Source organism: Altererythrobacter rubellus, assembly GCF_030284385.1.
Classification (GTDB): domain Bacteria; phylum Pseudomonadota; class Alphaproteobacteria; order Sphingomonadales; family Sphingomonadaceae; genus Erythrobacter; species Erythrobacter rubellus.
The window spans coordinates 1,293,132-1,316,488 of sequence record NZ_CP127221.1 but is presented as its reverse complement, the minus strand read 5'-3'; the positions used below and the strand labels follow the sequence as shown (position 1 = coordinate 1,316,488).

Genomic DNA, 23,357 nt, shown 5'->3' with positions numbered 1-23,357 from the left:
ATGGCGCTCCGCAAGAGATAATTATTGCTGTTAGGGAAGACTTGGCGCGGAATATCTGCGCCTGATGCCATGCGCGATTCGCGCGATTTGGAGCTGTGATGTTCTTTGATGACCGCCTTGCTACTGTGTTGCGCCACCGCGCCACCAGTGAGCGTGGCGCGCGCACACAGTTCCGCCAGTTGCTCGATCTGTTAGGCAACAGAAAGCATGGCCGTGATGACAGCCTGCTTGCCGCAGCATGGTTAAGACTGGGTGCATTAGGGGAGCAAATCCCCGCTGACGAACGGGCGCGTATCATTCACGAGCCCAGCTGGCGCTTTCGCAATGCGCAATTGGCGGCGCATCTGGCGGAAGACGAACCACAGGTAGCATCAGCCGCGCTTCAGCGAGCCGAGCTGACGGAAGTGGAATGGACCGCGCTGATCCCGCGCATGCCGATCCGTGCCCGTGGCCTGCTGCGTAATCGGCGCGATTTGCCAGATGATGCCCAGCGATTGCTCGATCAGCTGGGTATTCATGATCGCGGATTGCCACAGCCCGTTGTCGAAGCGGATACGGTCGAAGACGATCAGATCATAGAGCTTGAGGTAGAGGCCCCGCCCCTGCCCGACGCCGGGCCCAAGCCTGGTGCCGAACCGCCAGCCGCGCCAATGCGGCACCGCCCATCGGTTGCGACGGGCAGCGATGAAAAAAGCGTGATCGCTGCGACGATCGAACGCATCGCGCAATTCCGCCGGGATCACGCTGCTCCATCCAAAGATGACCTGTCGCCCCGCCTGCCGCTTGGCGAAAAAACGTCAGAGCCACACCACGATGTGACAGGCTTCGCCTTCGAAAGCGATGCACAAGGCCGCATCATCTGGGCTGATGCATCGGTTGCCCCGATGACCATAGGTCAGCGGCTGACAGATCCCAGATATCTGGACAAAGGCAGTCCGGCAGACCCGATAGCGACCGCATTCGGCCAGCAGCAGCCAATCGAGCGCGCAGCGCGCGTGCTAGAAGGTGCAGAGGCCATTCGAGGCGAATGGATCGTCGATGCCCATCCGCGCTTCTCGCGCAGCGGTGGGCGCTTCCATGGCTACGTCGGGCGGTTTCGCAGACCGTTTGATCCTTCAAGGGCTAGCGGTGCGCAGACCGAAGCGGATCGGTTGCGGCAATTGCTTCACGAGCTTCGCACACCGGTCAACGCGGTTCAGGGTTTTGCGGAACTGATCCATCAGCAACTGTATGGCCCGGTGCCAAACGCTTACCGTGCGTTGGCCGCGACAATCGCAGGCGACGCGGCGAGCATTCTGGCAGGCCTTGACGAGTTGGAACGACTGGCCAAGCTTGAAGGCGGCGTCCAGTCACTTGGCGGCGGAAATACCGATCTGATCTCGCTCACCAAGCGGATGACCGATCAACTTAGCCATGTTCTGGCGCCGCGCATGGCCGGTATCGAAATCACGGCGACCAAGGCCCGCACTGCTTGGGTGGAAATTGATCCGGACGAAGCCGAGGCGCTGATCTGGCGAATGCTTGCCACATTGGCAGGATCAACCAACACCGGAGAGCTGCTCCTTGCGCAAATTGAAACCGATGCAGACCAAGCGACCTTCTGGTGCCAGATTCCGGCGCAGCTGATCGCAGAAGACGACGTCTTCGCAGCCGAGGTTAAACCAACCACCCATGACATCAGCGCAGGATTGTTTGGAGCCGGTTTCAGCCTGAGACTAGCCGGCGCAGAGGCCGCTGGCGCTGGCGGCAGCTTGGTTCAGGATGAAGAACGGCTGGTGCTCTCGCTGCCGTTGACAGCAGTGGCATCAGGCGAAACGGAACTGCCGGACGGCGATGTGCGCGAAGCCACTGAATTGCTCTGAACCTGCTTGGTGCACAACAATCGCCAATAAATGCATATCTGCGCTTGTTTCATTGCGATGACCATTGTAGGGGGCTCGCCGCATCGCACGCATGCTGCCTGATGGGCCTGTAGCTCAGTTGGTTAGAGCTGGCCGCTCATAACGGCTAGGTCGCGGGTTCGAGTCCTGCCGGGCCCACCAGCGGCAGCTGGACTTTGTGTTTCGCATGTGATGCGCGAAATCGGTCGGGGAGTGGCGCAGCCAGGTAGCGCACTTGTTTTGGGTACAAGGGGTCGGAGGTTCGAATCCTCTCTCCCCGACCAGTTTTCGCCAGGCACCAGGGGAGAAACCCACACGTGTCACATTCGTCATCCACCACATTACCCAGCGTCGATACGCGCGCCATTTGGGCGATTGCAATCCCTGCGATGCTGACCAATGTCGCGACCGCTTTAATCGGTATCGGCGACATGTGGATCGTTGGTCGGCTCGAGGATGCAGCAACCCAAGGGGCCGTAGATGTCGGAGCACGGCTGTTTGCCGTGCTGTTCACTGTCATGTCTTTCCTGAAAACCGGTACAACCGGTCTGGTCGCGCAAGCGGGAACTCGAGACGGAACCACAGAGCAAGTTCGTTTGCTGGCCCGCGGTCTAGTGATCGGCACAATGATCGCGGCGCTGCTGGTGCTGCTAAAGCCCCTTTTGATGCCGCTGTTTCTTTCGGCATTGGGCGCACAAGGTGACGTCTTGGAGGCGGCGAGTATTTATGCTGGCATCCGCTATTGGACCGCGCCGGGCGTTATGCTGAATTTGGCCCTGATCGGGTTTCTGGTCGGCCGCCGCCAGATGACCGCTGTCTTGATCATCGAAGTCATCTACAACGCTCTGAACGTCGCCTTAGGATTGTTTCTGGCGCTAGAGCTTGAATGGGGTATCGCTGGGATCGGCTGGTCCAGCTTCATCGCTGAATATGCCAAGCTCGCAATCCTGATCGCGCTCGTATTGTATCCTTCGTCCGGTCGCCGTGTGATAGGGATTTTGTTTGAAAAGGCCACAATCAGCTGGTCCAGACTTAGACCATTTCTTTCCACCAATCGCGATCTGTTCCTTCGCACGCTAGTGCTCACAGTAGCGCTGGCTGCAATTACGCGCCTATCCGCAGAGCGCGGGCCAGAAGTGCTCGCGGCCAATGGGGTCATCTATCAGTTGTTTGTCTTCACTGCGCTGCTGCTGGATGGATTTGAGAATGCAGCGCAAGTGCTCAATGGAGAGCGCAAGGGCGACAGGGACCGAGCGGGTTTTTCTGCATATACAAAGGCAATCCTTTGGCGCGGCGTCGCTGCCGCTGCGCTCCTCTCCTTTGCATTCATCCTGTTCGCGAACCCCATCGTGACCAGCTTTGCAGCTACACCCGAAGTCGCACGCATCGCGCAGGATCAAGCGATGTGGCTAATCGTCATCCCCTTCGCCGGAGTTGCAAGTTTTGTGTTCGACGGTGTGTTTGTTGGCGCAAGCTGGACACGGGCCATGCTACTTTCCATGGTCGGCGCAAGCATGCTGTTCGCGCTTTCCCTTTGGCTGACATGGCCGCTAGGATTGTGGGCCAGCTTCGTGCTGTTTCTGGCTGTCAGGGCCGGCCTTCAGGCCGCTATGATGCCGAGCCTGATACGCCGTAGCTTCAGCAATTAGGCAGCGGCACGGTTAGCCGCCACTTGCGACAGTTGATAGATAGCGGCAGAAACGCATGAACATAATACCCTTTTTAGCTGGATCGTGCAGTCAACTGATTAAAAGAGGTGGCACGCAAACCGAGTGATTGCACCTGTAGCATTAAGAAACTGGTGCTTCTCTTGCGTCGAACAACCGAAAGGTCAATTTCGACGAACAATTCAGGCCGATTCTGTTTCTGTGCAGTTGCGAAATCGTCAATTGCCTTGCTCAGATCAATCCTCGGCTTGCCCTTGTCCGCCCCACCCTCTATTTGGCCCGCAAATCTCACATACAAATTTCGAATTCGAAGGATCCGCCCGATGGCCGCGCAATATGCCTATGTCATGAAGAACATGACCAAGACTTTCCCCGGTGCTCAAAAACCGGTGCTGAGCAATATCAACCTACAGTTCTACCAAGGCGCGAAGATCGGCATCGTGGGCCCCAACGGCGCGGGTAAATCCACCCTGATGAAGATCATGGCCGGGATCGATAACGACATCACCGGTGAAGCATGGCCGGGCGAGAACATCACGGTGGGCTATCTGCCCCAAGAGCCAGAGCTCGACACAAGCAAAACAGTGCTCGAAAACGTCAAGGATGGCGCGCGCGAGACCGCCGATCTGGTTGATCGGTACAACGCTGTTGCCGCTGAAATGGCTGAGCCTGACGCCGACTACGAGAAACTGGGCGACGAAATGGCCGAGCTTCAGGCAAAGATCGACGCAGTTGACGGCTGGACGCTCGACAACCAGCTCGAAATCGCGATGGAAGCATTGCGCTGTCCGCCATCGGATATGGGCGTGGAAACCCTCTCAGGCGGTGAAAAGCGCCGCGTCGCCCTCACCCGCTTGCTGATCCAGAAGCCGTCAATTCTGCTGCTGGACGAACCGACCAACCACCTTGACGCAGAATCGGTCGAATGGCTTGAGAACCACCTCAAGGAATACGCCGGCGCTGTCCTGATGATCACCCACGATCGCTACTTCCTGGACAATGTTGTGGAGTGGATCCTCGAACTCGATCGCGGCACGTACTACCCCTACGAAGGCAATTATTCGACCTATCTGGAGAAGAAGGCCAAGCGTCTGGAGCAGGAAAGCCGCGAGGAATCGGGCAAGCAGAAGGCGCTGCAGCGCGAGCTGGAATGGATTCGCCAGACCCCGGCTGCACGTCAGACCAAATCGAAAGCGCGTATCCGCAAGTTCGACCAGCTGCAGGAAGCGCAAGCCGACCGCAAGCCAGGCAAGGCCCAGATCGTAATCCAGGTGCCGGAACGGCTGGGCGGCAAGGTGATCGAAGCCAAGAACATTTCCAAGGCTTATGGCGACAAGCTGTTGTTCGAAAACCTGTCCTTCATGCTGCCGCCGGGCGGGATTGTTGGCGTGATCGGCCCGAATGGTGCGGGTAAATCCACACTTTTCCGAATGATCACCGGCCAAGAAACGCCCGATAGCGGCACAATCGAAATTGGTGACACCGTGCATCTGGGCTATGTTGACCAGAGCCGCGATGACCTAAACCCGAAGAACAACGTTTGGGAGGAAATCTCAGACGGGCTCGATTACATGAAGGTCAACGGCCACGACATGAGCACGCGTGCCTATGTCGGCGCATTCAACTTCAAAGGTGCAGACCAACAAAAGAACGTCGGCAAGCTGTCGGGCGGTGAACGCAACCGCGTGCACATGGCCAAAATGCTCAAGCAGGGCGGCAATGTGCTGCTGCTGGACGAGCCGACCAACGATCTCGACGTCGAGACTCTGGGTGCGCTGGAAGAAGCGATCGAGAACTTCGCCGGTTGCGCCGTGGTAATCTCGCACGACCGCTTCTTTCTTGACCGTCTGGCGACGCACATCCTCGCCTTCGAAGGCAACAGCCACGTCGAATGGTTCGAAGGAAATTTCGAAGCCTACGAGGAAGACAAACGCCGCCGCCTTGGCGATGCGGCGGATCGCCCGACACGTTTGGCATACAAAAAGCTGACCAGGTGATACCGAATTGCGGGTCGAATGCGGACTATCCGCATTCGACCCAATTTCTGACCCTCGGTTCTCAACTTAACTGCCCGAGGGAACCCAAGGCGCTTCATTAGAAACGCCCTGTGATCCGCGCCCATACACCACGGCCTGGACCGGGCAGCCGGTCGAAGAGTGGGACGTCAGACGCGCCGAACCGGCTGCGCCCGGCGAGGTGGGGCTGGTAGAACTCGTCAAGGAGGTTCTCGACACCCGTTTCAATGGCCAACGCCTCAGTCAGCCCATAGCGCGCGAACAGACCAACAACGGCAAAGGATTCGGCCGCCTGCTCACCGTTAAAAGCCGACACATCGTTCTGATCTGCGGCCGCAAAGAGCTCTGCACCAAACGAGAAGGCGTCGCCTTGATAGGCTGCCGACAAGCGTAGGTTTGCTGGTGGAATACGATAAAGATTGTCGTTCACATCGCGCCGTTTACCTCTGACAAAGCTCGCCGTTCCGCTCAGCTCAATCCGGTCCACGGGCCTCACAGCGAAGTCGAGATCAACCCCGAACAACTCGGCATCCACATTGCCAAAACGAAGCGGCGTTGGATCCCCGTTCATCGAAGCGATCATTTCGACCGGACTGTCGATCACGCCGATTGTATCGTCGAAGGGAACACCCTGAATGAAATCATCAACGCGGCGGTAAAAGGCTGTGGGACGCAGGGAGAAGGCGTCGGTCTCAAGGTCGAAGCCAAGTTCCGCAATCCAGCCAGTCTCTGGGTCCAGGTCCAGATTTCCCACATAGATGTTGCCATCAGCAAGACCAAAGCTGGCTTCGGTCGGCAGCCAGCCAAACCGTTCCAGCAAACTGGCAACCCGTTCCTTTCGCGCAAGTGTCGCTCGCGGAGTTATTGCTCCCAGCGGCATCCAAGCACGAAGCACGGTGTCCACAGTTGTCTGGCGGGTTTCGCGATCCGCGGCAGCAAAGGCGGTAGCTAGCATCCTAGGCCCCATGGGAACCGTTGCCCCAATCTGGGGCGCGCCGGCAGTCTGTTTTGTACTGTCGATCCGAGCGCCCAGCTCAAACTGAGCACGTCCAAGCCCGCCTCGCCACTGCACAAACGCGCCTGCGCGTTCAGCTTGAACGTTGGGTTGCGATTCCAAAAAGAACGCGTCGTTGAAAAGATTGGTTATTGTTACAAACTTGTCGGTCAGTTCAATGTCCGCACCGATCTGAATATACGAATTCGCCTGGCCAAACCGCACGGCCAGTTCAGCGGTACTCGTATCCGCATCGGCAAAGGTTGCGCGCGCCCGGTCCGGCGGAGCCACCGGTTTGCGGGTGGTCTGATTGTCCATCAGGTGAGCGATCGAGACATGGCCCAATCTGAGTGTGAGCTGCACATCATCCGCGATCTGGCCGCGAAATCCGCCCTGCACGAAATCGGTGTCGAAAAACACGATATCTAGGAAGAAGGGCGGGTTGCCGGTTGGATCGGTTGCGCTCCGCCGGTACTCGATATACAGCTCACCCGCCCCGGTCTGGAAACCGGCATGCATGCCATAAAGGTTACGCTCAAATGAGGTTCCGACCGCCGTGCCTCCGGGAAAATCGTAATCGTCGCCTTCTTCGCGGCTGGCAATGACCCCGAAGCGCCAGTGCTCGTTCGATACACCGGCCATTGAGCCGACAGCGTAGCTGTTGTCGACGCTGCGATATTGACTGGTGAAGCGGAGATCAGGGGACCAATTCGCGCTATCGCCAAAGTCCGTTTCAAACAATTGTGCGTTGACGGCGCCAGCGAGCGAAGGCCCTTGCGAGACAGGAGCGACGCCACGCGCCACGTCAATACTCTCGACCAAAACCGAAGGCGCGTAGTGAAACGGCGGGTCCATCGCGTTTGGGCCGCCGGTTGCAAAGCGCTGGCCATTGACGCGGCCCAGAACGCGCTGTCCGGCAAGACCACGATAGGACAATTGCCCCGACAGCGCCCCGTTTCCGAAGAACGCACCGCCCGGCACGCGCGCCGCGATGGTGGTCGCATCAGCAGGAAGCGCGATCTGCTCGGGCATAGCCAAATTGTCCTAGCTTAGTCGCGTTGCGGAATCGGTGCGAACCGCGCTGACGACAATGGTGTCGGTCAGAACCGGATCATCGGGTCCCGGATCAGAACCGTCGGCGGTTGAGCTTTCGTTAGCCAGTACGGCTTGGAATGGAATGAGCGAAAGAGAGGCAAGCGCAAGCGCTCTGCCAAATGGGTGGAATGCCATTGTATTGTATCCGAAATTTGCATGAGCCATCGCGCTCTAGCCCAGAGGCGAGCGCACGTATCTGAACGGGAGTGAGTCAGACGCGGTTCGGAGGCCCTCGCAAGGGCGGGCGCAGTCGCAAAGCGCGCGCTTCGGTTCGGTCCTCGATGAAAGGAGGTGCCAAGGCCACGTAGGCTCCAAATGGAGCATCCCAGGCGTACCCTGCCTGCGAGATACCTTGGACTGAAAACCCTGCGAATGCACAATCACCGCTGGCCTGGCTGGCGGATGGAGCCTCCTCGTCAGAGTGGTCCATATCGTGCCCCATGGCCGCGTGAGCGAGGCGCTGCTCCTCACTCTGGCGCTGCACCATCATGCGCGCGAGCGGATTGGTCTCTGGGCAGGCTGTGACGTGCAAGCCACCCGCCTCGGACGGCGCAATCATGTATCCGCGAGGAATTATGGCGCTGGCGAGCAGCACCAAAGAAATAAGCCCGAAGGTCACAAAGCGTCTTAATAAGGCAAGATTTGACGCAGCTTCCATCTCAGCGCGCCTAGCCACAAACTCAGGATTTGTCACGCGGCATTGGTGGACCTCTGCTTTCCATCCCAATAGCGGTAGGTAGACAGGTGTTTTCCTACTCAGCCAGCCTCCGATAGACCGGATGCATGGGTATCGAGAGCACTCCTGAGTTTATGCAATTTCATGCTGTGACCGCGCCGAGAAGCTTTCGTACACTCCATAAAGGTTTTTCACGCCCAAGACAGTGTTCCATGTGTTCCATCCTGTTGGATTTGAAGTTTAGAAAACTTTTGAATTCATGGGCTTACCCAACGCCCTTCCCAACCCTCACTCTCGCGCGAAAACTGCGCGCGAATGTGGCCGGAATTGGCGAGGTGGAACCAATCCAGTTCATGCAGTTCGATCAAAATAATGGCAAAGTTATCGCGAGCTGGCGCGACTTGTTCGTCGGTCGGCTGGATACCCTTTGCCCATTCAGGCAAGCCGGATGTCGCATCAACCGAAGCCACACCAGGACCATCACCCAGATAGCAACGCTTGGCGAAATTAGTGCTTTCTTCCCAAGCAGCATCAGCAAGCGGCGTATCATGCTCGATCCGCCCCACCCCGTGCACGCGGATCTGTACCTTCTCAGGCTTGTCGTAGAACAGCACGCCTATTGGTGCGCCAGTCCCGATGACACCGCATTTCGGAGAGCGCAAATCGGTGTGAAACCTCAGCGTCCACGCCCCAGCATCAAACGCGCGCAGCACCATCACTCGCGCATCCGCGTCCGCCGTGGCCACAACCGGAGAATGCATCGGCAGGTTGCGGTTCTTGACCGCAGCACCAAGACGCTCGGCAATGTCAGTCTGAATCTCGGTAAAGCTCTTAAACATCGGCAGCGCTCTCTCTTCCTGTCGCATCCAAGTCAATGCTTGCTCATCCTGTTCAGTAAAATGCACACCAACATGAACGTAGGCCTTACCAAGCGGTTAAGATTGCGGTCAGTGAAGGATCTTTATCGAATCGTATCAGAGCAGGATCAAGCCCTGTTCGAAAAGAGGCCGCAGGTGGTGGAGCGGCAATTTTAGGAGCCCGATATGACCATCACTGAACTGTTTAAGGGAAGCGCCCATGCCGCGATTGCGGCCAGCCTCTCCTTTGTTGTAGTGCCCGAAACGGCCGAAGCGACCTCAGGCGCTTCAGCCACAGAAATGCAGCAAGCGCGAGACCGCCGTGAAGCGCGTCAAGAGCGCCGCGCCCAGCGTAGTGAACGCCAGCGGTCGGAGCGCCGGGAGCAGCGCAGCGAGCGCCGCACGGCACGCCCTGCCCCAGTCCATGTTGACCGCCGCGATATGCGTCAGACGCAACAATCGATCCGCTCGCAGCGACAGGAGAGCGTGGGTCGTCAAGAACGCCGGGTTGAACGCCCGCGTGAGGAGCGCCGCACGGAACGCCAGGCCGAGCGCAGACAGGAGACTCGTCAGAGCGAACGTCAGACAGAACGCCGTCAGGTGCGTCGCGCGGAGAACCGGCAAATGCGCCGTGGCGGCGAGTACAGCCAGACACAGCGGCGCGAGCAGCGTGAAGTGAGTCAGACCCGCAATAGCTCTTACGTAGATCGTGATCGCAACCGGTCATACCGTGACGGCCGCAGAGACGGCCGCCGTGCGGAACGTAACCGTGATCGGTATGAGGATCGCCAGATACGCCGCAACGCCTATCGGGACGGTCGGCGGGACGGCTATCGTGATGGTCGCCGCCACACCTATCGTGAGCGCCGCTACTATGATCGCGGACATTATAGCGGACGTTACAATCGCTGGGATCGCAAGCGGTGGAGGAACCACAACCGCTATAACTGGCGCCACCATCGCTATTCACACCAGAACATCTTCCGTCTGGGTCGCTACTATGCGCCGTACCGGAGCCACTACTACAGCCGGATAAGCATCGGGTTTTACCTTGATCACCTGTTCTTCGGTTCACGCTATTGGATCAATGATCCGTGGCAGTATCGCCTGCCGGACGTTTACGGCCCATATCGCTGGGTGCGCTATTACGACGATGTGCTGCTGGTCGATATCTACACCGGCGAAGTGGTTGACGTGATCTACGACTTCTTCTGGTAAACCCTCCCTTTGCCCGTCGTCGCGCACGCCAGGCACAAAAAACCCCCGTCAGTTGATCCGACTGGCGGGGGTTCCTCTTTTGCAAGAGTGTTTTGGAATTCAGCCTTTGGCATCCCCAAACGGCAACATACGAAACAGATTGCCATCCTTGTCAAGCACAGTGTGCTTGAGCGTACCCAGAACATGTATCACCAATAGGGATAGCAATATCATACCAGCCTGGCCGTGTTGCTCAAAGGCAGCCTTTGCCGCTTCCGGATTCACTTCCATCGGCAATGGCGGGACAGCGAACAGTCCGAACACGCTTATCGGTGCGCCATATTGCGACATGGCCGACCATGCGCCGAATGGCATCACTAGCAGAAGGATGAAAAACAGCGTGTGGACGATCCGTGCCAGCCAACGTTCCCAAGTCGCGAGATGGGTAGCCAATGGTGCTTTGCCCCCATTGAAGTGAACGACCAGCAATGCAATCGCGAGGAACCAGAGTGTCACCCCGATCGAGAAGTGGTTCGACATGATCGCCCGCGCGGCTTCTTCACTTTCCGTGGCCTTCGCGGTTCTCCTGATCAGCCAGTTGGCAATCACACCTGCGGCGATCAGCCAATGCAGCACCATGGCCGCTCCTGAGTATTTAGTGCGTGTTCCCTCAGTCATATCATCGCTCTCCCAAAGCTCTGTTTCAGCGGCAATACCAGATCGAAGATCAGCGGCCAAACCACACAATTGATGAGCGCGCCGCGCACTTCAACTTGCCTCACCCAATCGCTTTGCTAACACCCGCGCATGGCGAAGACGAACATCATCCCTGACAAAGACGCTTTGAAGCGCGTTGGCGCGCAAGTTCGCGAGCGCATCGGCAATGACCCGCGCGCGTACAAGGTCGAGACGGACAAGGCAGAAATCTATGCCTTTGGTGATTTCCTGACGGGTGCCGAATGCGAGCGGTTATGCCTCATGATCGACTTAACGGCGAAACCCAGCACTCTGCATGAGGAAGACTACGCCAGCGGGTTCCGCACTTCTTATTCTGGCGATCTGGACCCCTACGATCCCTTCGTCATGGGAATCTCTCGCCGTATCGATGATTTGCTAGGCATGAACCCTGTGTGCGGCGAAGCGATCCAGGGGCAACGCTACCTTCCTGGTCAGCAATTCAAGCCGCATAATGACTGGTTCTACACCACGGAAAAGTATTGGGAGCTTGAGCGTAAGCGCGGAGGGCAACGTTGTTGGACCGCTATGGCGTTTCTCAACAAACTGGAGGAAGGCGGCGAAACGCACTTCACCGAAGTTGGCATAAAGATCGAGCCCAAGCCCGGCGTGCTGCTGGTCTGGAACAATGCCAAGCCTGACGGGACGCCTAACATGGATACCATGCACGCCGGAACGCCAGTTTTGAAAGGCAGCAAATACGTCATCACCAAATGGTATCGCACCCGGAAATGGACTTAATCGTTCAGGCTTTTGCGAGCGCTTCGGCAATCAGTTTGCGCGAGTTCGTTACCCCATAGAGCGCGATAAAGCTGCCCATGCGCGGCCCTTGGTCGGAACCAAGCAGCGTCTGATACAGCGTCTGGAACCAGTCACGCAGATTCTCGAAGCCATGGGCTTCGTCCTTGCCGATCTCGTAAACCGTGGTCTGCAGATCTTCGGCTGGCGTATCTTCAGATGCATTCGCCAGTGCCGCGTCCAGCGCCTTAAGGGCCTCGACTTCCCCGCCGACCGGTGCGCGCTTGTTGAGCGTCGGCACGATGTAGTCACGAGTATAATTGATCGCACTTTCGATCAGCGCCGCCAGTTCAGGCCGAATCTCGACATCACCCAGATAGGTGCGGAGATAGTCAGTCAAAGCTTCCCGTGTTGCCTCCGCGCCCAGGACACTCGCCAGATTGAGCAGCAAGCCATAGCTGACCGGCAACGTATCGCCCGCCCCCAGCGCTTCCTCGGCTTCATAGCCGCCGTTGGCGCGCAGCAAGTGCCACACCGGATTGCCGAGCTGCTTGTCAAGGTCCTGTGTCGGGATACGCTCGCGGAATTGCCAATAATCATCGACCGCGCGCGGGATCACGCCGACATGCAGCTGCTTCGCGCTCTTGGGGTTGTTGAAGATGTAAAAGCCAAGGCTCTCTTCGCTGCCATAGGTCAGCCATTCCTCGATCGTAAGTCCGTTGCCCTTGGACTTCGATATCTTCTCACCCTTTTCATCGAGGAACATCTCGTAAATCAGGCCTTCGGGCTTACGGCCACCCAGCACCTTCACAATCTTTCCCGATTGCACACCGCTATCGGTAAGATCCTTGCCGTACATCTCATAGTCGACGTCAAGCGCGTACCAACGCATCGCCCAGTCGACTTTCCATTGCAGCTTGGACATGCCACCAAGTGCAGACTGCTCAACAACACTGCCATCTTCGTCAGTGAAGCGGATTATCCCTGCTTCCACGTCTACGACCTCGACCGGTACCTGCAGCACCTTGCCTGTGTTAGGAGAGATCGGCAGGACAGGCGAATAGGTCAGGCGCCGTTCTTCGCGCAAAGTTGGCAGCATGATGTCGAGAATGTCTTGGTTTTTGCGCAGCACCTGGCGCAGCGCAGAATCGAAACGACCGGAATTGTACATGTCGTTCGCGGCAACAAATTCATAGTCGAAGCCGAACCGGTCAAGAAATTCGCGCAGTTTCGTGTTGTTATGATCTGCGAAGCTTTCGTGCCCTTTCTCGAATGGATCGGGAATACGGGAAAGCGGCTTGTGCAGATTCTCTTCCAGCACATGCGCATTCGGAATGTTGTCCGGCACCTTGCGAAGGCCGTCCATATCATCGCTGAACGCCACAAGGCGCGTCTTGCCGTCTTCGGGCTTCGCGCCGATCATCGCTTCGAATGCGCGCCGGACCAGCGTGGTCCGCAATACCTCCTGGAAGGTACCGATATGCGGCAGACCTGATGGACCATAACCGGTTTCGAACAGGATCGGCGAGCCGTCCGGCTTTGCGCCATCTGGATAGCGTTTGAGCAAGCGCTGCGCCTCTTGAAAAGGCCATGCCTTGTTCACCCGTGCAGCTTCCATAAGATCGTTCATGCTCATGGGACAAGCCTCTTGCCCATCGGCCGCCGTGTTGCAAGCAAGATGTTGCGAGTGCGAAGAGAACGCTTCACAAACTCCACTACTCTGGCCTTAACCCCGCTTGCGCTTCGTTCGCTCTGTGTTCTAACGGCAATGGAGTGAGTTCAGCGCTTCCCTCTTCTCCTTTGGCCCTTCCCGCGTTGCATGCCAGCCATTCAGGCACTTGGCTTGCCCGCACGAATTGTGCGGCTGAGGGAGTCTCCAAAGGCGACGCAATAATGGCTGCGGCCGATACGCCGCTGTTGATACTGAATGCGCCGCTTGTCGCTAACCGGCTCGGCTACCCCGATCTTTCGGGGCTTGATCTGCTTGAACTCTATGCTTTTGTACACCCAGCCCGGTTTTGCGTGCCGACGCCGCGCGGACTGGCAGAGACGCTGGGGCTGGAAGAGCCAGCAGCCGATTCCGTCGTGCCCGCGTTCCTGCAAAAGGCGGCGGGCGCATTGATCGCGGTTTGCGAGAGCGAGAACTGGCCCGAACGCGAAGGTGCGTGGAGCGCCCTGCAAAACCTTGTGAAGCTGCGCTGGCCATGGGCCCAGGTCCTGGCGCCGCATATTGCGCGGCCTGAACGCGCAGAGAAGTGGCTTTTCTCTCGCCTGCCCGAATGGGAGGAAGCGACCGAGCGCCCCGCCCCTAAACAAATTGAGCTGTCATCAGAGGCCGTGCTTGCCCGGCTCGATCAACTGACCGGAGAAGGCGCAGAGAAACGCGAAGGCCAGCAGATGTATTCGCGGGATGCCGCGCAAGTGTTTGCGCCGCGAGACAAACGCGACAATCCGCATTTGATGCTGGCACAAGCGGGTACAGGCATCGGTAAAACGCTCGGCTATCTCGCGCCTGCCTCGCTCTGGTCGGACGCGTCCGGCGGGACCGTTTGGGTTTCCACCTATACCAAGAATTTGCAGCGCCAATTGCGCCAGGAAAGCCGCCGCGCCTGGCCCGCCGAGCGCCAGGACGGGTCGCGCCCTGTGGTCGTACGCAAAGGCCGCGAGAATTACCTGTGTCTACTCAATCTCGAAGACGCCTTGCAAGGCGGCTTTGCGGGGAAACCGGCCATTCTTGCTCAGCTGGTTGCGCGATGGGTCGCCTATTCGCAGGACGGCGATATGATTGGCGGCGATCTGCCCGGCTGGCTCGGCACTCTATTCCGCAAGCGCGGGATTGCAGCGCTGACCGATCAGCGCGGCGAATGCGTTTATGCCGGATGCCCGCATTACCGGAAATGCTTTATCGAACATGCCGCGCGCAGCTCTGCTCAGGCTGATCTGGTTATCGCCAATCACGCATTGGTGATGGTCAATGCGGCGCGCGGTCGCGATCATGCGCAGCGCCCGACCCGCATCGTGTTCGACGAGGGGCACCATGTGTTCGACGCCGCCGATTCAACCTTTGCTGCAGCACTAACGGGCCAGGAAGCGATCGAGCTGCGTCGCTGGATCATCGGGCCGGAACGCAAGAATCATGGCCGCCGTCGCGGGCTGGCCGCGCGGCTGGCAGACGTCGCAAGCTATGATGACGCAGGGGGGCAGGCGGTCGAGGCTGCGGTCCATGCGGCCGAGGCATTACCGTCCGATGGCTGGCTGCAGCGGCTTAACGAGAACGAACCATCTGGGCCCGTCGAGGCACTTCTCGCCGCAGTTCGTGCGACGACTTACGCGCGCGACGAATCTGGCGGACAGGAAGCGGGCTACGGGATCGAAACCGAAGCCGCATCTTTACCTGGTGAACTGATCCAGGCGGCAGGCGAGGCCGAAGCAGCATTGGCGGCAATCCGTGCTCCACTGATCAAGCTCGCCACGCGGCTGGAAGCTGTGTTGGAGGACGCGCCGGATTGGCTAGATGCACAAGGCCGCGCGCGGATTGATGGCGCGCGCTACTCGCTTAGCTGGCGGATCGACACGTTGGCGGCGTGGGAGGCGCTGTTGGAGCGATTGGGCGGTCCAGCTGACCCTGAATTTGTCGATTGGCTGGCGGTGGACCGGAGCGACGCGCGCGAATTTGACATCGGAATCCACCGGCATTGGCTTGATCCGATGAAACCCTTTGCCAAGGTCGTGCTTGAGCCATCACATGGCGTTATGCTGACCAGCGCGACCTTGACTGATCGCAGCGAAACCGGCGCGGACTGGCAAAGCGCGGTCGAGCGATCGGGCGCGGCGCACCTGAAGCTTGAACCGAAGACAACCGCAGCTGAAAGCCCGTTTGACTACGCCACGCGCGCTGAAGTGCTGATCGTAACCGATATCAAGAAAGGCGATCTGCCTTCACTCGCGGGTGCCTATGCGCGGCTGATCGAAGCATCGGACGGCGGCTTGCTTGGCCTATTCACAGCGATACGCCGGATGCGCGCGGTACACGGGCGCATTGCAGACCGGTTGGCGCGCGGCGGACTGCCGCTTTACGCGCAGCATGTCGATCCGATCGATACAGGTACATTGGTGGATATCTTTCGTGACGATCCGCGCGCGTCGCTGCTGGGTACAGATGCCTTGCGTGACGGAGTTGACGTTCCCGGCCATTCGCTGCGCTGCGTCGTGATGGAGCAAGTGCCGTGGCCACGCCCCGATATTCTGCATAAGGCGCGGCGCCTGGCCGGCGGCGGCAGCGCTTATGATGACAAGATCATCCGCGCGCGGCTGGCGCAGGCATTCGGCCGTCTGATCCGAAGCAAAGAGGATGCGGGGCATTTCATCGTGCTATCGCCAGCTTTCCCAAGTCGCCTGCTCAGCGCCTTCCCCGAGGGCACTCCTGTCATCAGATTGACGCTGGAGGAGGCTTTACAACGGGTCGCCGCTGGTGTTTCGAGTATTGGCAACGCCGTTGACATGCCCATTGGAGAGGAACCCGCCTGACGTGAAGATCCTTGGTCTATTCAGACATGCCAAGTCCGATTGGGACGATATGGCCAAACGTGATTTCGATCGCGGCCTGAACGATCGTGGTCGGCGCGGTGCGAAGTTGATGGGCGATCATATCCGCACGCACGGCACTAAATGGGGTACGGTGATCGCTAGCCCGGCCGAGCGCAACCGGCTGACCATGGAAGCCGCGATGCCCGACGCAGACGTGCAGTATGACAAGCGGATCTACATCGCGAGTTCGGATACAATTCTGGAATCGGTTGCCGATCTGGCCGGCGACAGCAAATCTGTGCTAGTGTCGGGCCACAATCCGGGCATGCAGGAAGTGCTGCTGGAGCTCGTTTCGGAAGAGCATGAGAACAAATTGTTCTTCGAAGCTGCGCGCAAGTTCCCAACGGCTGCTTTCGCTGTACTCGAGCTCGATATTGATGACTGGTCGGAGCTGAAGCCGCGCTGCGGCAAGCTAGTGCATTTTGCCCGCCCGCGCGATCTGGACGCAGAATTGGGACCGGAAACCTAGGCCAAAACCTGGCGCGGCCCCGGCCCTTGCGCAGCCAGGTAATCATCCTTGTTGTAGAGCTGGCAGTGCGACAGGCTGAGGCATCCACAGCCGATACAGCCGTCAAGCTTGTCGCGCGTACGTTCAAGCTGCGTGATCTTTGCATCCAATTGCCCGCGAATTGACTGGCTGATCGCATTCCAGTCGCTCGCCGTGGGCGTGCGCCCGTGCGGCAGCTTGGCGAGCTCGCTTTCGATTTCTGACAGTGCCAGCCCCAGCTGCTGCGCAATCAGGATGAAACTCAATCGCCGGATATCACTGCGCAGAAAGCGCCGCTGATTTCCTGCCGTACGGATCGGCTCTACCAGCCCTTTCCCTTCGTAAAAGCGGATCGCGGACACTGACAACCCAGTCCGCCGGGCCAGATCGCCAATGGGGAGCAGATCACTCGATTTGGGCCGCGAATGCATCGTGTAAGCCTTTTATTCATTTCACCCTTGACCTCAACTTAGGTTGAGATTGCACAATGGGCAAGTGAGGTGATTCGGGAACGCAATTCTTGCTCTGCCCGGCACCACTGATGAAAGGATAATCTGATGCCCAAAGGGAAACTCGAACACGTCAATATCTCTGTAACCGACCCGGAGCGCAGCGCAGCATTGCTCCAAGATCTTCTCGGCTGGAAAGAACGTTGGCGCGGCGATAGCCAGAAGTATGGCTGGACCATCCACGTGGGTGACGATCACGATTACCTGGCACTCTACACCGGTGATCATGTCACAGGCGAATACAGCAAGGGAGCGCCACTCAATCACGTCGCCTTCACGGTCGATGATTTGGATGGCGCCGAAGCCATCGTCGCAGAGGCCGGCCTCAAGCCGTTTGGGCATGACGACTATGACCCCGGTAAGCGCTTCTACTTCTTCGATTGGGACGGGATCGAATTCGAAGTCGTCAGCTATGCAGGGGGCGCACAATGAATGAGCCGATCCTACGCGAACCGATGTTCGGTCCTCCCCCTGCCCGTCAAAGCAAAGTGCGCTGCGAGGCCACACCGCCTGCCCACGGCTGGTCGGTCCGATCCAGGCTGATTTCATTGCTCCAAGGCACGCAAAAATCGCGCGCTTCATCAGGCGATCCCTCGGTCCATGCGGCGTAATTTTCGCGTCTCAGGATAACCGGCATGCGGGTGTGGACTTCGCCGGCCGCACCCGCAGCATCGGTCATCACCATTGAATAGCAATCGCCCCACTCGTCCGAGGTTCGCCATATCCCAGCGCACGCGAACAGCTCGTTGTCAGGCAGTGATAGCCAGGTGCGTGTTTTGCCACCCTTTGGCCCTTCTGCCTCCGCCCATGCAGTGACGGGGATCAGACAGCGCCGCTCTTCAAAACTGTGCCGCCAGAAGAAACTGTCGAGCTTGTCAGTGCGGGTGTTGTTGACCGGCTTGGGCTTCAATAGCTGGCCCTGTTTGCCTTTCATCACCAGCGGGAAGCCCCAATTCATGCGCTTGAGCTGCCCTCCGGCAACTACCATACCCGGATAGCCGGGGAATACTTCGCCGCTGGAATTCGCGCCACCAAGCGCGTCGATCGCATCAAACCATTGGGCGACTTCATCTTGCTTCTTGGTCATGCGGTAGAGATTGCACACGGTGCGTCAGGCCCCTGCATTTCCGACGATGAAGCACGCCAGCGCCATCAATGCCCCGGCCCAACAATTGGAACGGAACCGTGCAAGCGGATTGTCGGGATCTGCAGGATTGAGCGTCGCCACTTGCCAAAGCAAATGCCCCGCTACCGGCACCAAAGTCAGCAGCGCAATCCAGTCAGGCCGATAAAGCCACAAGCCGAGTCCCCACAGCACGACCGCACCAAGATAGAACGCAGTCACGCCGCCCTTCACAGCCTCTCCCATGCGCAACGCAGACGATTTGATGCCGACCAGCGCGTCATCTTCCCGGTCTTGCAGCGCATAAATCGTGTCATACCCGATCACCCAGCAGATGCAGCCCGCATAAAGGCACGCCAGCGCGTCCCAGTTATCAAACCGCAGTTGCGTCCACCCAACCAGCAAGCCCCAGTTGAATACCAGCCCGAGCCACGCCTGCGGCCACCATGTGATCCGCTTCATGAAGGGATAGGCTGCCACCAAAACAAGGCTGGCCAGCGCAACCAGCTGCGCCAGAAGCCGCAATTGCAGCAGCACCACCAGTCCGATAAGGCACAGCGTAATGAGCCAACCCCACGCCAATCGCTTACTGACACGGCCGCTCGCAACAGGGCGCGCCGCCGTGCGCGCTACGCTGGCGTCCAGCTTTGCATCGACGATGTCATTATAGACACAGCCTGCCCCGCGCATCGCAATGGCGCCCAGCAGCAGCCAGCCAAGCAAACTTAACTGCCATCCTGCCCCGGCCAGCCATACCCCGAATACGCAGGGCCAGAAAAGCAGCCACCATCCTATCGGTCGGTCAAACCGCGCCAATTGTGCCAGATCACGCGGCAATGGCGGCAGCCGCGCGATGAGGCCGCGATGCTCGCTATCGGGGACGATGTGATCGTTCATGCTTGCTCACTAGCGTCAGCCACGCTTAGTTGGAAGCCATGCCTGCTAAACCCGCCTGGCCGCCACGAAGCGCACCGCGATTGTTCGTCAGCGACGAACTGGCTGCGGGGCGTATTCTCGCGATTGTAGGCCAACAAGCCCATTATCTGGGTAAGGTCATGCGCATGCGAGAAGGCGATGCGGTAATCCTGTGCGACAATATAACTGGCGAATGGGCCACGCGCGTTGGGCAGGTCGACAAACGGCGCGTCGATTTGACCGTGGTCGAGAAGCTTCGCGCTAGAGAAGAAGTACCAGACTTCTGGCTCTGCCCGGCTCTTCTAAAGAAGGACCGATTTGATCTGGTGCTGGAGAAAGCTACCGAGTTGGGTGTCGCCGAAATCCATCCGGTGCTCATGCGGCGGTGTGTAGCGGACAAGCTCAATCTGGAGCGCGCCAACACCATCACAACCGAAGCTGCCGAACAATGCGCGCGAACAGCACTGCCAGAAATACATGAGCCAGTGAAACTGGAGGCGCTGCTGCGCGATTGGCCCGAAGATCGCATACTCTACTTCGCAGATGAGCTGGGAGGGCAGCCTGCCGGTGAGGCCTTTGTCACCAATAGCGGACCCGCCGCAATGCTGATCGGTCCTGAGGGCGGCTTCGACGATGCGGAGCGCGAAATGCTGCGGTCACACCCACGGGCGAAACAAATCTCTCTTGGCCCACGAATACTCAGAGGCGAAACCGCGGCCATCGCCGCAACTGCACTTTGGATGGGAAACAAGGGCGACTGGAATAATTAGCGCTTCCCCAATGGCGATCAGTTTTCTAGAGCAACTGGCATGAGCACGCGTGAAGCATCAGGGGCGGAAGACCCGATCATCGAATCGCGCGACCAGTTGGTCGCACCGATGCAACAGGGCGAGAAGCCACGCGAGCAATGGCGGATCGGAACAGAGCACGAGAAGCTGGTCTATTGTCGCAAGAAATTCTTTGCGGTGTCTTATGATGAACCCTGCGGTATCCGTGATATCCTGCTGAATTTACATGAATTTGGTTGGGAGCCTGTCGAAGAGAATGGCAAGATTATTGCTATGCGCGGCAGCGACGGCACTGTCAGCCTCGAGCCCGCCGGGCAGCTTGAATTGTCGGGTGCGCCGCTTGAAAACCTGCATCAGACTTGCGCGGAAACCGGCCGTCACCTGGCTCAGGTCAAGGAAATCGGCGAAAAATGCGGCGCGGGCTTCCTCGGCCTTGGCATGTGGCCGGACAAGACGCGCGAAGAGCTGCCGATCATGCCCAAGGGCCGCTACGAGATCATGATGCGACACATGCCCAAGGTGGGAAATCTGGGCCTCGACATGATGCTGCGCACTTGCACGATCCAGGTGAACCTCGACTATTCATCCGAAGCCGACATGGCGAAGAAGTTCCGCACCGGCCTCGCGTTGCAACCTCTGGCGACCGCTTTGTTCGCCAACTCGCCATTCACCGAAGGAAAGCCCAACGGCTTCCTGAGCTATCGCAGTCATATCTGGTCTGACACGGACCCACACCGCACCGGCATGCTCCCGTTCGTTTTCGAGGATGGTTTCGGCTATGAACGCTGGGTCGATTACATGCTCGATGTGCCAATGTATTTTGTCTACCGCGACGGCAAGTATATCGATGCGGCAGGCCTGAGTTTCCGCGATTTTCTCGATGGCAACCTCTCGGTTCTGCCCGGCGAAAAGCCTACGCAATCTGACTGGTGGGATCACCTTTCAACCGCATTTCCTGAAGTGCGCCTAAAAAGCTTCCTTGAGATGCGTGGCGCGGACGGTGGGCCGTGGAGCCGCATTTGTGCCCTGCCCGCGTTCTGGGTCGGCTTGCTGTATGACGATGCCGCGCTTGATGCAGCGTGGGACCTGGTCAAAGACTGGACCATGGAAGAGCGCGAGAAGTTGCGAAATGACGCGCCCCGATTAGCGCTGGATGCAGAGATACCCGGCGGCGGCCGTTTGCAAGATCTCGCACGTGACGTGATGAAGATCTCGCGACAGGGCCTCAGCGCCCGCGCGCGCCTCAACAGCTCCGGCGACAATGAAACAGGTTTCCTCGAAACCCTCGACGAGATTGTCGAAAGCGGCAAAGTGCCCGCGCAGCGACTGCTCGACATGTATCATGGCGAGTGGAACGGTGATGTCAGCCGGGTGTATAAATACAGCTTCTAAGGGAGATTACGCATGATCCAGATCAATGGCACTATCACGTTGGCCCCGGGGACCATCGCGAACAATCCCGACACTGTAGAAGCGATCAAGACAATGGTAGCGGCCAGCCGCGCGGAAGACGGCTGCCTGACCTACACTTTCGCGCAGGATCTTTCCGATCCGGACAGCATCATTATCTACGAACGCTGGGAAAGCCAGGAAGCGCTAGCTGCGCATGGCAAGAGCGCGCATATGGCCGAATTCCAGAAGGTTATGGCCGCAAACCCGCCAGTCGGGCGCGATCTGCGCATCTATAACACTGACGAAGGCAACCCGCTTTAAGCGGGCTTCAATCGATCAGCGGAACGCGGAAATCCGCCCGCTGTCATCCAGAATATAAAGCGTATTTCCGGCTACGATAGGCGGCACGGTAATCGGCTGTTTCAAATCCGCATATTGCTGCGCTGACCCCTCGCCAGTACTCACTTTGTACAGCAGCCCTTCCGAGCTTGCGACCCACAGATTGCCGCCCGCAAGTACCGGACCAGTCCAGAATATCGGACCAGTGCGGTTCTTCTCTTTACGATACTGTTGCAGCTGGGTCATCCAACGCACACGCCCGCTAGAACGCGCAATTGCCAGCAATCGCGCATCATCGGTCAGCGTAAAGATCCATTCGCCTGCAATCGCAGGGGTAGAGATACCCGCAAGGCTCAATTCCCAGATGCGCTGACCTGTGAGCAATTCGTAAGCCGCCATCCGGCCGCCCTGCCCCAAGGCGTATACGCGGCCGTCGGAAATGATCGGATCGGCATCGATATCGCTGATCGCGCCCACTTCGGTAGAGATCGATGTCCGTGCCAGGGCATCCGCCCACAGCACGCGGCCGTTCTCATAACGATAGGCGCTGAGTTCACCTGACGAATAACCAGCAATCACCGAACCTTGGCCTGCAGCCGGTGCAGCCACGCCAAACACGCCCGCCTGTGTGGCGGAGCCCGACTCTTGCCAAATCTGCTCGCCATCACTCGCGTTAAGCGCGAAAATCTGGTTGTCCTGCGTCATCACGAATATCTGACCAAAGGCAACCGTTGGTGATCCGCGCAGGGGACCTGCCGGTTGCACTTTCCAGATTTCCGCCCCGGTATTGGCGTCAAGGACGATCACTTCGCCAACGCCATTGGTAGCGAAAACGCGGTCTCCTTCGATGCTGGCGCCGCCTCCGAAGGCAGAGCCCGACAACTCGCTCGGGATGTCCATCCGGTGCATCCAGACCGATGCACCTGTGGCGGCATCCATGGCATGCACCACGCCGGATGTATCAACCGCGATCAGTTTGCCACCACCGACGACAGGTGCAGCGGCAAGGCGAACGCGATTGGATGAACCGGCGATGGTTGAGGTCCAGATGCGGGTAGGGTTCTCGGCCAGGCTCAAATGGCCATAAGCTTTGCTGGCCGTGTTGCTGACCTGCGCCCAATCGGCATTGGTTTGCGCAGCTGGCAAAACGACATCAACGGCGGCCAGGCTTGGATCGACCTTTGCCCCGCTTTCGATCCGCGTCAGCACCGGCACGCGTTCACCGACTGTCGGTGTTGTGCGCTTGCTGCCGCCGTCACCCGCGCAGCCCGACAAGACCGTGCCAATCAGTGCGACTGCGAGTGCTGAACGTGTAATTTTGCGTGTCATAAGTGTGTTCGATCCCGGTCGAAATTGTATTCGA

General features: G+C 58.5%; 21 protein-coding genes and 2 tRNA genes. 13 read left to right on the top strand and 10 right to left on the bottom strand.

The window, feature by feature from the left end; all coding sequences use genetic code 11:
* Positions 1 to 98: 98 nt before the first annotated feature.
* From QQX03_RS06700 to ettA, 5 genes are all read left to right on the top strand, one after another.
* Positions 99 to 1,862 carry a histidine kinase dimerization/phospho-acceptor domain-containing protein gene (locus QQX03_RS06700; protein ID WP_285974989.1) on the top strand — a complete coding sequence of 588 codons (1,764 nt, stop codon included), beginning with the start codon at positions 99 to 101 and terminating at the stop codon, positions 1,860 to 1,862.
* A gap of 103 nt (positions 1,863 to 1,965) precedes the next feature.
* Positions 1,966 to 2,042, top strand: a tRNA-Ile gene (locus QQX03_RS06695).
* A 45-nt stretch (positions 2,043 to 2,087) separates the two neighbouring features.
* Positions 2,088 to 2,164 (top strand) — tRNA-Pro (locus QQX03_RS06690).
* A 33-nt stretch (positions 2,165 to 2,197) separates the two neighbouring features.
* Complete coding sequence (locus QQX03_RS06685; protein WP_285974988.1) at positions 2,198 to 3,529, top strand: MATE family efflux transporter; 1,332 nt, start codon at positions 2,198 to 2,200, stop codon at positions 3,527 to 3,529.
* Positions 3,530 to 3,870: 341 nt separating this feature from the next.
* Positions 3,871 to 5,544: an energy-dependent translational throttle protein EttA gene (gene ettA, locus QQX03_RS06680; RefSeq protein WP_285974987.1), complete on the top strand. Its 1,674-nt coding sequence runs from the start codon at positions 3,871 to 3,873 to the stop codon at positions 5,542 to 5,544.
* A gap of 97 nt (positions 5,545 to 5,641) precedes the next feature.
* Here the strand turns inward: ettA and QQX03_RS06675 are convergent, their stop codons facing one another.
* From QQX03_RS06675 to QQX03_RS06660, 4 genes are all read right to left on the bottom strand, one after another.
* Positions 5,642 to 7,588 (bottom strand): TonB-dependent receptor plug domain-containing protein, encoded by a 1,947-nt coding sequence (locus QQX03_RS06675; protein ID WP_285974986.1) that lies wholly within the window; start codon positions 7,586 to 7,588, stop codon positions 5,642 to 5,644.
* Positions 7,589 to 7,600: 12 nt separating this feature from the next.
* Positions 7,601 to 7,786, bottom strand: a complete 186-nt coding sequence (locus tag QQX03_RS06670; RefSeq protein WP_285974985.1) for a hypothetical protein — start codon at positions 7,784 to 7,786, stop codon at positions 7,601 to 7,603.
* A gap of 76 nt (positions 7,787 to 7,862) precedes the next feature.
* Positions 7,863 to 8,270, bottom strand: coding sequence for a hypothetical protein (locus tag QQX03_RS06665; RefSeq protein WP_285974984.1), 408 nt, complete (start codon positions 8,268 to 8,270; stop codon positions 7,863 to 7,865).
* Between the two features lie 314 nt (positions 8,271 to 8,584).
* Entirely contained in the window at positions 8,585 to 9,166 is a 582-nt protein-coding gene (locus QQX03_RS06660) for a PNPOx family protein (protein WP_285974983.1), read from the bottom strand.
* A 204-nt stretch (positions 9,167 to 9,370) separates the two neighbouring features.
* Between QQX03_RS06660 and QQX03_RS06655 the strand changes: the two genes are divergently transcribed.
* Positions 9,371 to 10,402 (top strand): RcnB family protein, encoded by a 1,032-nt coding sequence (locus QQX03_RS06655; protein WP_285974982.1) that lies wholly within the window; start codon positions 9,371 to 9,373, stop codon positions 10,400 to 10,402.
* Positions 10,403 to 10,501: 99 nt separating this feature from the next.
* Here QQX03_RS06655 and QQX03_RS06650 read toward each other — a convergent pair whose 3' ends face one another.
* A complete protein-coding gene (locus QQX03_RS06650; protein WP_285974981.1) occupies positions 10,502 to 11,059 on the bottom strand; it encodes a cytochrome b in 558 nt (185 codons plus the stop codon).
* A gap of 129 nt (positions 11,060 to 11,188) precedes the next feature.
* Between QQX03_RS06650 and QQX03_RS06645 the strand changes: the two genes are divergently transcribed.
* A complete protein-coding gene (locus tag QQX03_RS06645; RefSeq protein ID WP_285974980.1) occupies positions 11,189 to 11,857 on the top strand; it encodes a prolyl hydroxylase family protein in 669 nt (222 codons plus the stop codon).
* Between the two features lie 4 nt (positions 11,858 to 11,861).
* On the opposite strand, the gene QQX03_RS06640 is transcribed toward QQX03_RS06645, so the two are convergent.
* Positions 11,862 to 13,490 (bottom strand): lysine--tRNA ligase, encoded by a 1,629-nt coding sequence (locus QQX03_RS06640; RefSeq protein ID WP_285974979.1) that lies wholly within the window; start codon positions 13,488 to 13,490, stop codon positions 11,862 to 11,864.
* A gap of 257 nt (positions 13,491 to 13,747) precedes the next feature.
* On the opposite strand from QQX03_RS06640, the gene QQX03_RS06635 reads away from it, so the two are divergent.
* Both QQX03_RS06635 and QQX03_RS06630 read left to right on the top strand, forming a co-directional pair.
* Positions 13,748 to 16,381: an ATP-dependent DNA helicase gene (locus QQX03_RS06635; RefSeq protein ID WP_285974978.1), complete on the top strand. Its 2,634-nt coding sequence runs from the start codon at positions 13,748 to 13,750 to the stop codon at positions 16,379 to 16,381.
* Position 16,382: 1 nt separating this feature from the next.
* Positions 16,383 to 16,910 carry a SixA phosphatase family protein gene (locus tag QQX03_RS06630; protein ID WP_285974977.1) on the top strand — a complete coding sequence of 176 codons (528 nt, stop codon included), beginning with the start codon at positions 16,383 to 16,385 and terminating at the stop codon, positions 16,908 to 16,910.
* On the opposite strand, the gene soxR is transcribed toward QQX03_RS06630, so the two are convergent.
* A complete protein-coding gene (gene soxR, locus QQX03_RS06625) occupies positions 16,907 to 17,359 on the bottom strand; it encodes a redox-sensitive transcriptional activator SoxR (RefSeq protein WP_285974976.1) in 453 nt (150 codons plus the stop codon). The two genes, QQX03_RS06630 and soxR, sit on opposite strands and share 4 nt — an antisense overlap.
* 126 nt (positions 17,360 to 17,485) lie before the next feature.
* Between soxR and QQX03_RS06620 the strand changes: the two genes are divergently transcribed.
* Positions 17,486 to 17,869 (top strand): VOC family protein, encoded by a 384-nt coding sequence (locus tag QQX03_RS06620; RefSeq protein WP_285974975.1) that lies wholly within the window; start codon positions 17,486 to 17,488, stop codon positions 17,867 to 17,869.
* A 46-nt stretch (positions 17,870 to 17,915) separates the two neighbouring features.
* Here the strand turns inward: QQX03_RS06620 and QQX03_RS06615 are convergent, their stop codons facing one another.
* Positions 17,916 to 18,542, bottom strand: coding sequence for an SOS response-associated peptidase (locus QQX03_RS06615; RefSeq protein ID WP_285974974.1), 627 nt, complete (start codon positions 18,540 to 18,542; stop codon positions 17,916 to 17,918).
* A 6-nt stretch (positions 18,543 to 18,548) separates the two neighbouring features.
* On the bottom strand, positions 18,549 to 19,457 hold the full coding sequence (gene ubiA / locus QQX03_RS06610; protein WP_285974973.1) for a 4-hydroxybenzoate octaprenyltransferase: 909 nt from the start codon (positions 19,455 to 19,457) through the stop codon (positions 18,549 to 18,551).
* 38 nt (positions 19,458 to 19,495) lie between these two features.
* Here ubiA and QQX03_RS06605 point away from each other — a divergent pair, with 38 nt between their 5' ends.
* From QQX03_RS06605 to QQX03_RS06595, 3 genes are read left to right on the top strand one after another with little or no spacing between them, the layout of a single operon-like run.
* Entirely contained in the window at positions 19,496 to 20,245 is a 750-nt protein-coding gene (locus QQX03_RS06605; protein ID WP_285974972.1) for a 16S rRNA (uracil(1498)-N(3))-methyltransferase, read from the top strand.
* A gap of 39 nt (positions 20,246 to 20,284) precedes the next feature.
* On the top strand, positions 20,285 to 21,655 hold the full coding sequence (locus QQX03_RS06600) for a glutamate--cysteine ligase (RefSeq protein ID WP_285974971.1): 1,371 nt from the start codon (positions 20,285 to 20,287) through the stop codon (positions 21,653 to 21,655).
* 12 nt (positions 21,656 to 21,667) lie between these two features.
* The gene (locus QQX03_RS06595) at positions 21,668 to 21,976 is read left to right on the top strand and encodes a putative quinol monooxygenase (protein WP_285974970.1); all 309 of its coding nucleotides are present in this window, start codon (positions 21,668 to 21,670) and stop codon (positions 21,974 to 21,976) included.
* A 15-nt stretch (positions 21,977 to 21,991) separates the two neighbouring features.
* Here QQX03_RS06595 and QQX03_RS06590 read toward each other — a convergent pair whose 3' ends face one another.
* The gene (locus tag QQX03_RS06590; RefSeq protein ID WP_285974969.1) at positions 21,992 to 23,323 is read right to left on the bottom strand and encodes an outer membrane protein assembly factor BamB family protein; all 1,332 of its coding nucleotides are present in this window, start codon (positions 23,321 to 23,323) and stop codon (positions 21,992 to 21,994) included.
* Positions 23,324 to 23,357 lie beyond the last annotated feature (34 nt).

What these genes read in the sequence shown, in the direction of transcription:
- QQX03_RS06650 (WP_285974981.1), bottom strand. Translation starts at nt 11,059, where the DNA reads ATGACTGAGGGAACACGCACTAAATACTCAGGAGCGGCCATGGTGCTG.
- QQX03_RS06595 (WP_285974970.1), top strand. Translation starts at nt 21,668, where the DNA reads ATGATCCAGATCAATGGCACTATCACGTTGGCCCCGGGGACCATCGCG.
- QQX03_RS06670 (WP_285974985.1), bottom strand. Translation starts at nt 7,786, where the DNA reads ATGGCATTCCACCCATTTGGCAGAGCGCTTGCGCTTGCCTCTCTTTCG.
- QQX03_RS06605 (WP_285974972.1), top strand. Translation starts at nt 19,496, where the DNA reads ATGCCTGCTAAACCCGCCTGGCCGCCACGAAGCGCACCGCGATTGTTC.
- QQX03_RS06600 (WP_285974971.1), top strand. Translation starts at nt 20,285, where the DNA reads ATGAGCACGCGTGAAGCATCAGGGGCGGAAGACCCGATCATCGAATCG.
- QQX03_RS06645 (WP_285974980.1), top strand. Translation starts at nt 11,189, where the DNA reads ATGGCGAAGACGAACATCATCCCTGACAAAGACGCTTTGAAGCGCGTT.
- QQX03_RS06590 (WP_285974969.1), bottom strand. Translation starts at nt 23,323, where the DNA reads ATGACACGCAAAATTACACGTTCAGCACTCGCAGTCGCACTGATTGGC.
- soxR (WP_285974976.1), bottom strand. Translation starts at nt 17,359, where the DNA reads ATGCATTCGCGGCCCAAATCGAGTGATCTGCTCCCCATTGGCGATCTG.
- QQX03_RS06655 (WP_285974982.1), top strand. Translation starts at nt 9,371, where the DNA reads ATGACCATCACTGAACTGTTTAAGGGAAGCGCCCATGCCGCGATTGCG.
- QQX03_RS06675 (WP_285974986.1), bottom strand. Translation starts at nt 7,588, where the DNA reads ATGCCCGAGCAGATCGCGCTTCCTGCTGATGCGACCACCATCGCGGCG.
- ubiA (WP_285974973.1), bottom strand. Translation starts at nt 19,457, where the DNA reads ATGAACGATCACATCGTCCCCGATAGCGAGCATCGCGGCCTCATCGCG.
- QQX03_RS06700 (WP_285974989.1), top strand. Translation starts at nt 99, where the DNA reads ATGTTCTTTGATGACCGCCTTGCTACTGTGTTGCGCCACCGCGCCACC.
- ettA (WP_285974987.1), top strand. Translation starts at nt 3,871, where the DNA reads ATGGCCGCGCAATATGCCTATGTCATGAAGAACATGACCAAGACTTTC.
- QQX03_RS06635 (WP_285974978.1), top strand. Translation starts at nt 13,748, where the DNA reads ATGGCTGCGGCCGATACGCCGCTGTTGATACTGAATGCGCCGCTTGTC.
- QQX03_RS06620 (WP_285974975.1), top strand. Translation starts at nt 17,486, where the DNA reads ATGCCCAAAGGGAAACTCGAACACGTCAATATCTCTGTAACCGACCCG.
- QQX03_RS06640 (WP_285974979.1), bottom strand. Translation starts at nt 13,490, where the DNA reads ATGAGCATGAACGATCTTATGGAAGCTGCACGGGTGAACAAGGCATGG.
- QQX03_RS06660 (WP_285974983.1), bottom strand. Translation starts at nt 9,166, where the DNA reads ATGTTTAAGAGCTTTACCGAGATTCAGACTGACATTGCCGAGCGTCTT.